The sequence below is a fragment of the Actinoplanes subtropicus genome (assembly GCF_000721705.1).
GTDB classification, from domain to species: domain Bacteria; phylum Actinomycetota; class Actinomycetes; order Mycobacteriales; family Micromonosporaceae; genus Actinoplanes; species Actinoplanes subtropicus.
The window spans coordinates 357,168-365,631 of record NZ_JOJL01000011.1 but is presented as its reverse complement, the minus strand read 5'-3'; the positions used below and the strand labels follow the sequence as shown (position 1 = coordinate 365,631).

Sequence of the window (8,464 nt, the reverse complement as noted above, 5' to 3'; positions counted from 1 at the left end):
CCGCTCCCGATCCAGCCGGGCCAGCAGCAACAGGTCCTCCACCAGCAGACCCATCCGGGCGGCCTCGTCCTCGATCCGCCGGACCAGCTTGGCCACATCCTCCGGATCGGAGACCGCGCCCTGGCGATACAGCTCGGCGAACCCGCGGATCGTGGTCAACGGCGTCCGCAACTCGTGCGACGCGTCCGCCACGAACTGCCGCATCTTCGCCTCCGACTCGAACAACGGGATCAGACTCTGCCGCACCAGCGCCGCACCCACCGCCGCCAGCGCGATCAACACACCCACCCCGACCAGGATGTCCGCCCGGACCAGCCGGCCGACGGCCTCCTCGGTGCCGGTCATCCGCTGCCCGACATGCAGCACCGAGTCGTTGCTGACGCGGATCACCAGCATCCGCCACATGTACTTGCCGTTGGCCGAGGGCGTCGTGTACGGCATGTTCGTATGAGCGTTGATCGCGTCCACGCCGGTCAGGATGATCGGCAGGTCGGTGGAGGTCAGCTTGCCACCGAAGTAGAGATCGCCCACGCCGGAGACCGAGGTGACCGCGGCCAGGTAATCCGGCGGGACGACCGCCCAATCGTGGGTGAGCGCGAGGTTGTTGGTGGTCGAGGTGTCGACGGACGACTCGGCGAAGGTGCGCAGCTGGTCGTCCATCCGCGTGATCAGATAGCGGTGCAGCGCGTACGTGCTGGCCAGGCTGATCAGCAACAACGCGGCGAACACCAGCACCAGCACCGAGGCGACCAGCTTGGTGCGCAGCGACACGCGGCGCAGGTTGGGCATCGCGGGGCTCAGACGGCGGGCGTGCGCATCTGAACAACCATGGTGGACATCTTTCATCGGTTCGCTGCGCCGTTGCTGCGCCGCGGCTGCGAGCTCCCTGACAGTCGTTTCGGGGTCACCATCCGGGTTTTCCCGGATGTACCTTCCCGGGCGTCTTGTCCATCCTCGATGGGGATGTGCCTGACGGGGATGGAGGCGAATCGCGGTGCGAGCAATGCGAAAGACACGCCGGATCGGGGCCCTTGCGGCCGGCCTGGCGGCAGTGCTGGTGGTGGCCGCCTGCGGCAACGGCGCGGCCGGGGCGGCCGGATCGGGCGGGGCCGCCGGCGCGGAGAGCTCGGCGGCGTCCGAGCACGCGGGGCACGAGCACGGCTCGGGGGTGATACCGGCGGCCGCGCCGCTGCGGGCCGGCGAGCGCTTCGTGACGCTGAAGATGCCGCAGCCGTACGAGCCGGTGGCCCCTAAGGGTGGGACCGACGAGTACCGGTGCTTCCTCGTCGACCCGAAGCTGACCACCGACGCGTACCTGACCGGCAGCCAGTTCCTGCCGCAGAACACCGCGATCGTGCACCACGCGATCTTCTTCCGGGTCGACCCGGGCCAGGCCGCCAAGGCGCGCGCGGTCGACGCCGCCGACCCCGGCGAGGGGTGGACCTGCTTCGGCGACGCGGGCATCGGCGGCGACGCGGGCTGGGTGGCGCACTGGGCGCCCGGCGCCAACGAGACGCTGCTGTCGGCCGGTGCCGGCTACCCGATGCCGCCGGGCAGCCTGCTCGTCATGCAGGTGCACTACAACCTGCTGGCCACCGGCGGCAAGCCGGCCGGCACCGACCAGTCCAGCATCCGGCTGCGCCTCACCGACGGCACCAGGAAGCTGGCGCCGCTGGACACGCTGAAGCTCCCGGCCCCGATCGAACTGCCCTGCACGGCCGGCGAGTCCGGCGCGCTGTGCGACCGGAAGGCGGCCATCGCGGATGTCACGCACCGGTTCGGTGACGACGTCGGCTCCACCGAGGACGGGCTGGTGCAGATGTGCGACAACGGCACGCCGACGCCCGGCACCACCCAGCATTGCGACCGCCCGGTCCGCGACGCCGGCACGATCTACGCCGTCGCCGGGCACATGCACCTGCTGGGCCGGTCGATCAAGATAGAGCTCAACCCCGGCACCGCCGGCGCCCGGACCCTGCTGGACATCCCGCAGTACAACTTCGACGACCAGGCGATCCACCCGCTGGCCACGCCGGTGGCGGTCAAGCCGGGCGACAAGCTGCGGGTCACCTGCACGCACGACGCGGGGCTGCGCAAGCTGCTGCCCCAGTTGCGCACGCTGCCGCCGCGCTACGTGGTCTGGGGCGACGGCACCAGCGACGAGATGTGCCTGGGCCTGGTGATCTGGTCCCCCCAGACCTGACCCGGTCATCAAGGTCACCGGGCGAATGGTGCCGGCGTCGGGAAACTGGGTACCTGATGGCGTGGCCGGTCGTTGGCCTTGGCGTGAATCTCGTACGCGATGGCCTGACGCGACCCGGCGGCAAGGTTGGCCCGTCGACTAGCCGACGCCGCTCTTCCGATCAGCACGGCCGCCGCTCCAGCATGAGTGACGGGAGGTGACGGGAGAATGCTGTTTTTGTACGGTTTTATCGTGTTCGTCCTGTCAGTCTGCGCGCTGACGGTGTGGAAGCGGGTGGGTCAGGAGCCCCGGGCCAACCGGCCCTGGCGCGCGGACCCGGACGCGTCGAGCACCGAGGGCGTGCTCGCGGCCCAGCTCGCCGCGGGTGACATCACCGACCGGGAGTACGTCCGGGCGATGGAGAAGCTGGCCGCGAGCGAAACATAGGAACCGCCTGTGTGAGCCTGTGGATCCGCTGTCAAACGCGCAGCCGTTCCGCGGGGCGTCCGATCTGAACCCCCGAGAGTGGGCGACGGTCGCCCCGCGGAACGGAGCAGAACACCATGACCACGCCCATCAGCGCAGCCGACCCGGCCACCACCAGCTCGGTGCAGGCCACGAAGCACCATCGCCACGACCTGCCGGCCCGGGTCGCGGACAAGCTCGGCATGAGCACCGACGACCTCCGCAATCAGCTGCGCGGCGACAAGACGCTCAACGACCTGGCCGCCGAGAAGGGCCTCTCGCACGACGACCTGATCGCCGCGATCAAGCAGGGCGGCACCACCTCGGACGCGGACGCCGAGAAGATCGCGTCGGCGGCCGGCACGCCCCCGCCCCGGGCGAAGGGCGCGCACCACGGCGGCCACCACGCCAAGGCGGCCGCCCCCAAGGGCGAGAACTCGGGCCTGCAGGACGACGACAAGCTCGACCAGGTCAGCCAGCTGCTCCAGATGAGCACCGGCGACGTGTCCGGCCAGGCCACGTCCGCCTCCGGCCTGGTCAACCTCTTCCAGCACAAGGGCGTCGACCTGGGCTCGCTGAAGAACGTGCTCGACAACGGCGACCTGCTGGACGTCGCCGCCTGACCGGCGCGGGGGCGCGGCCGGCCCATCCGCCCCGCCCCGGCACAGGCGCTAGGGTTCTGACGGTGACCTCCGGAACCGCTCGGGTCGCCGGGCCGGCCGACATCGACCGGATCGTGGCGATCCTGACCACCGCGTTCTTTCACGACCCGCTCTGGGGGCCGGCGTTTCCCGACGTCGACCGCCGGGCCGAGCAGGCGGCCGGCCTGTGGCGGTTCTACGTCACCTGCGTGCAGCGCTATCCCTGCACGTATCTGACCGCGGGCGGCGAGGCCACCTCGGTGTGGATCCCGCCCGGCGGGGTCGAGCTGACCGGCGCCGAGGAGGCGGAGCTCGAGCGCCTGCTGCTGAACACCACCGGCCGGGAGGCCACCGACGGCATCCTCGCGATCATGGGGCAGTTCGAGGCGGCCCGGCCCCGCGAGCCGCACCACTACCTGGGCCTGATCGGCACCCACGACGCCCACCGCGGCGCCGGCCACGGCATGCGCCTGCTGGCGGAGAACCTGGCCGCGGTCGACGCCGAGGGCGCCGCCGCCTATCTGGAGTCCTCGAACCCCGTCAACGACGCCCGGTACGCCCGGCTGGGCTTCGCCCCACACGGGACGATCACCGCCGCGAGCGGCCACGTGATCACCACGATGTGGCGCCCGCCGCTCCCCCGGTAGACCGGGCCGCCTACGTCCCGGCCGGCGGCCTCTCCACCGGTCTTCGTCGGCGGCGGCGGATGCAGCGAACCTGTCCGGTATCTCACAGGGCCCTAGGCCGCCTCGATCCGCTCCGGCACCATGATCCAAATCGATGGGGCGATCGGGGAGGCCACACATGAACCAGACAAGACGATTTGTCCGGTGGGGACGCTCGGGCTGGCCGATACTGCTCGTCGCGGTGCTGGGCGCCGGGACGGCCCCGGCACCGGCCACCGCCGCACCGGCCGCCACCGCACCGGCCGCCACCGCGAGATACATCGTGCGCCTGACCGCCGCGCCACCGGAGACCCAGCGGGCACGGGCGCGCGCGGCCGGCGTCACGATCCGCCGGCAGTTCACCGCCGCCCTGCCCGGTTTCACCGCCGATCTCACCCCGGCGGCGGCCGCGAGGCTGCGCCACGACCCCTCCGTCCTGGCCGTCGATCCGGTCCGTCGCATGCGGATCAGCGACACCGAGTCGGACGCCCCGTGGGGTCTCGACCGGGTGGACCAGCGCGCGTTGCCGCTCGACACGAAGTACACCTGGACCGGTGGCGGGGCCGGCGTCACCGCCTACGTGGTGGACACCGGGGTGCGGGCCACCCACAAAGACTTCGGCGGGCGGGCCAGCGCACCGATCAACTTCGTGCCCGACGGGCTGGGTACCGGCGACTGCAACGGACACGGCACGCACGTGGCCGGCACTCTCGCCGGGGCCACCTACGGGGTGGCGAAGAAGGCCAAGATCGTCGGCGTACGCGTGCTGGGCTGCCAGGGATACGGCGACGACGAGAGTGTCATCGCCGGCCTGGACTGGGTGATCGCGCAGCACACCACCGGGCCGGCCGTGGTCAACATGAGCCTCGGCGGCGACCCGGACCCGGCGCTGGAGCAGGCGGTGCAGGCGACGATCAACGACGGCATCACGGTGGTCGTCGCGGCCGGCAACGACGGCTCCGACGCCTGCGAGCACAGCCCGGCCCTGGTGCCGGCCGCGGTCACCGTCGGCTCGACGAATGACACCGACGCGATGTCGTGGTTCTCCAACCGGGGCCCGTGCGTCGACCAGTTCGCCCCCGGTGAGGACATCGTCTCCGACTCCAACGCCTCGGACACGGCGACCCAGACGCTGTCCGGCACGTCGATGGCCACCCCGCACGTGGCCGGCGCCGCGGCATTGATGCTCGGCCGGGAGCCGACGCTCACCCCGGCCGTGGTCGCCGCGCGGCTGTCCTCCTCGGCCACCCCCGGCAAGATCACCGGCGTCACGGGTGACACCCCGAACCTGCTGCTGTCCACACTGACCACCCCGCTCGCCCTGGCCACCCCGGCGACCCGCCGGCTGCCGGACGCGCTGGTCGGCCAGGGGTACACCGGCACGCTGCACGCGACCGGCGGGGTCGGCCCGTACACCTGGAGCGTCACCGGCGGCACCCTGCCGGCCGGGCTGACGCTGAAGAGCACGGGTGTCGTCTCCGGAACACCGACGGCCGCGGCGGCGGCAACCGCGGTGACCGTACGCGTGCAGGACACCGCCGCCCACTCGGCGAACTCCACCGTCACCATCGGGGCCCGCGCGGCCGGACTGCCGGCCTTGAACGAATCGGTCCCGGTCGCCCGTTCCTCGAGCGGCGGCCAGCTCTCCGGCGACACCGGCTCGCCCTCGGTGAGCGCCGACGGCCGGTACGTCGCCTTCGTGTCCACCGCCGCCAACATCGTCACCGGCGACACCGACCACGCCGCCGACGTCTTCGTCACCGACCTGGCCACCGCGACCACCACGCTGGTCAGCCACGCGGCCGCCGGCGGAGCGGCGGACGGCTCCAGCGGGGAACCGGACATCTCGCCCGACGGCCGCTGGATCGCGTTCTCCTCCGACGCCCGGCTGACCGCCGACGACACCAACGACAGCAGCGACGTGTACCTCTTCGACCGCACCACCGGCACGGTCAAGCTGATCAGCCGCCTGGCCGGCAAGGCTGCGGTCGGCCACAGCCATTCCCCCACGGTGAACGCCGCCGGCACCTCGGTCGCGTACGTCACCTCGGAGGCGATGCTGTGGGGCGGCGCGGCCGGCAACGTCATCGACCAGGTCGTCGTCGCGAACGTCGCCAGCGGCGCACACACGCTGATCAGCGTCGCCCGCGACGGCGCCATGGGCGACGACCAGAGCAGCACCCCGGTGTTCTCCGACGACGGTCGCTACGTCGGTTTCAGCTCCCGCGCCACCAATCTGAGCGCCACCGCCAAGGACATCTCCTTCAGCTCGAACGCCTACCGCCGCGACCTGACCACGGGCACCACCGTCATGGTCTCGGCCTGGGCGAACGGAACCGCCGACTCCTGGGGCGAGCTGCTCGACATGTCCACGGACGGCCGCTACGTCCTGTTCAAGTCCGACGACGACCTGACCAACGTAGGCACCTTCTTCACCCAGGCCTACTGGCGCGACCTGACCACCGGCGCCACCAAGATCGTCAGCCGGGACACCAGCGCCGCCTACACCAGCAACCAGGTGACGTTCGGCCGGCTGTCCCGCGACGGTTCCCGCGCGATCGTCTCGATCTACCGTTCCGACACCGGCAAGTCCGGCCTGTTCTCGGTGATTTCCGCGAGCGGGGCTTCCTCCGCGCTGGGGGCGTGGTACACGCCGCTGCCCGATGATGTCAGCAACACGCGCCGGGCCTGGGACGGTGCCGCCCTGTCCCGTGACGGGTCCTACGCCGTGGTCGCGACCACCGACGCGTCCGCGCTGCCCGGCTATTTCTCCGGGCCACTCGTGGCCCGGGAAACCAGGCTCCGCTGATCCACCGATCCGCTGTGGGGGCGCGGCCGTGCCGCGCCCCCACAGCGGTAGTCGGAATGCCTGAGAGTCACGCGCGTTCCAGCGCCACCATCGGGACCTCCCGATCGGGGCTCGGCGCGGTGTGCCGGCGGCGGAAGGCGACGATCAGCAGCACCGCGCCGGCCGCCAGGGTCAGCGCCGCCGAGGCCGCGGTGACGTGCATCGACGCGACGAACACCCGGTTGGCCGCGTCGGTGAGCTCGGGCCGGTGCAGGGCGTCGGCGACCGCGCGGGTGCGCTCGGCCGACGGCGTCGCGGCGTCCCGGGCGCCGGCCGGCAGGTTCGCCAGGAAGGGCGCGATCCGATCCCGGTACGCGGTGGTCAGGATCGTCCCGAGCACCGCGATGCCGAGCACGCTGCCCACCTGCCGCACGGTGTTGTTCACCGCCGAGCCCGCGCCCATCCGGTCGACCGGCAGCACCGCGATCACCGCCGCCACGGTCGGCGCGATGCCCAGCCCCATCGCCACGCCGGTGACGAAGCCGACCGTGCAGAACCAGGCCAGCGGGGTGTCGATGCCGTATGTCAGGTTGGCCAGGAACCCGGCGGCGACCACGAGCAGCCCGACCCCGCTGACCGGGCCCACGCCGTACCGCTTGGCCAGCCGCGCGCCGACCGGGGAGCCGACCGCCAGCCCGATCGCGCCCGGCAGGAACAGCAGGCCGGTCTGCAGCGCGCTCATCCCCCGGGCGCCCTGCAGGTAGAAGTTGCCGTAGAACTTTCCCGGCCGATCCGCTGACCTGCGAAAGTCCGGAAAACCGGCCTCTGAGCTGCGCTGATTACGTTCGGTTGCGTTGACCGAAGTTGGCTGTCTGCGAACGTCCTGCGGACTAGATGCGGACTATCCCTACCCACCAAATAGGCGAACCCGGACGCGGTGCGGACACACCGGCCGGGCTCTTGATCGACCCAAGGAGTCGACCCATGAACAGCATGCCCGAACCCACCCAGACCGGCGACCAGATCAACGACAGCATCCGCACCGCAGCGGCCGAAGCCCTCACCGCTTGGGGTGTGGCCAGCCCGGAGGACACGGCCCGCCTGCTTCAGTCGTGGGGCCGCCGCAAGGAGATGACCGACGCGGACGTCGTGGCCGTCCTGGACGCCCTGTTCCCCGACCCGCACGCGGTCACCACGAAGAGCGGCGGGCGGATCCCCGAGGCCAGCATCCGCGAGTTCGCTCGTCGGGCCGCCGACGCTGGCTTCGCGATCAACCCGGACGGAGATCCGTCCTACCTCGTTGAGCGGATCAACGTCCTGCTCGCCGAGGGCGTCGAGCCGACGCCGCCGGAGAGCGAGTGGGCCGAGCCGCCGGCCTGCCCCGCCTGGTGCACGGGCGAGCATCGCAGCGAGCAGTTCGGCGAGCCGTACCGCGACCACGAGTCGCCGGAAATGTTCGTGCCGCGTCAGGAGGACAGGGTGGCGTGCGTGAATGTGGTCAGCACGTTCAACCGGGCCACGGGCCTGTCGACGCCGGTCGTGATCCGGGTGGAGGATCTGGAGTTCAACTCGCGGTACGCCCGGCAGCTGGCGCAGCTGATCATCCGCGCGGCCGACCTCGCCGACAGCTGATCGCAACCTTTGGTTCCCGCGGCCCGCTCCCTTCCGTGGGGGCGGGCCGCTTCGCGTGGTGCCCCGGGCGCGCTCCGGGCGCGATCAGCTT

General features: G+C 71.6%; 8 protein-coding genes. 6 read left to right on the top strand and 2 right to left on the bottom strand.

The features are described from left to right. On the bottom strand, positions 1–771 hold a 771-nt coding region (locus IH26_RS0118235), incomplete at its 3' end, for a histidine kinase dimerization/phospho-acceptor domain-containing protein (RefSeq protein ID WP_281179750.1). Between the two features lie 232 nt (positions 772–1,003). Here IH26_RS0118235 and IH26_RS0118230 point away from each other — a divergent pair. The 5 genes from IH26_RS0118230 to IH26_RS55910 all read left to right on the top strand — a co-directional run bounded on the left by IH26_RS0118230 (position 1,004) and on the right by IH26_RS55910 (position 6,762). Further along, a complete protein-coding gene (locus tag IH26_RS0118230) occupies positions 1,004–2,203 on the top strand; it encodes a monooxygenase (RefSeq protein ID WP_030437405.1) in 1,200 nt (399 codons plus the stop codon). A 231-nt stretch (positions 2,204–2,434) separates the two neighbouring features. Beyond that, positions 2,435–2,629, top strand: a complete 195-nt coding sequence (locus IH26_RS0118225; protein ID WP_157437245.1) for a hypothetical protein — start codon at positions 2,435–2,437, stop codon at positions 2,627–2,629. 116 nt (positions 2,630–2,745) lie between these two features. Then, positions 2,746–3,270 carry a hypothetical protein gene (locus tag IH26_RS0118220; RefSeq protein ID WP_030437403.1) on the top strand — a complete coding sequence of 175 codons (525 nt, stop codon included), beginning with the start codon at positions 2,746–2,748 and terminating at the stop codon, positions 3,268–3,270. Positions 3,271–3,332: 62 nt separating this feature from the next. Then, positions 3,333–3,935 (top strand): GNAT family N-acetyltransferase, encoded by a 603-nt coding sequence (locus IH26_RS0118215; protein ID WP_030437402.1) that lies wholly within the window; start codon positions 3,333–3,335, stop codon positions 3,933–3,935. A 157-nt stretch (positions 3,936–4,092) separates the two neighbouring features. Further along, the gene (locus IH26_RS55910) at positions 4,093–6,762 is read left to right on the top strand and encodes a S8 family serine peptidase (protein WP_169789766.1); all 2,670 of its coding nucleotides are present in this window, start codon (positions 4,093–4,095) and stop codon (positions 6,760–6,762) included. Between the two features lie 67 nt (positions 6,763–6,829). Here the strand turns inward: IH26_RS55910 and IH26_RS0118205 are convergent, their stop codons facing one another. Continuing rightward, positions 6,830–7,501 carry an MFS transporter gene (locus tag IH26_RS0118205; RefSeq protein WP_281179752.1) on the bottom strand — a complete coding sequence of 224 codons (672 nt, stop codon included), beginning with the start codon at positions 7,499–7,501 and terminating at the stop codon, positions 6,830–6,832. Positions 7,502–7,725: 224 nt separating this feature from the next. Here IH26_RS0118205 and IH26_RS59830 point away from each other — a divergent pair, with 224 nt between their 5' ends. After that, on the top strand, positions 7,726–8,373 hold the full coding sequence (locus tag IH26_RS59830) for a hypothetical protein (RefSeq protein ID WP_030437399.1): 648 nt from the start codon (positions 7,726–7,728) through the stop codon (positions 8,371–8,373). Positions 8,374–8,464: the final 91 nt, after the last annotated feature.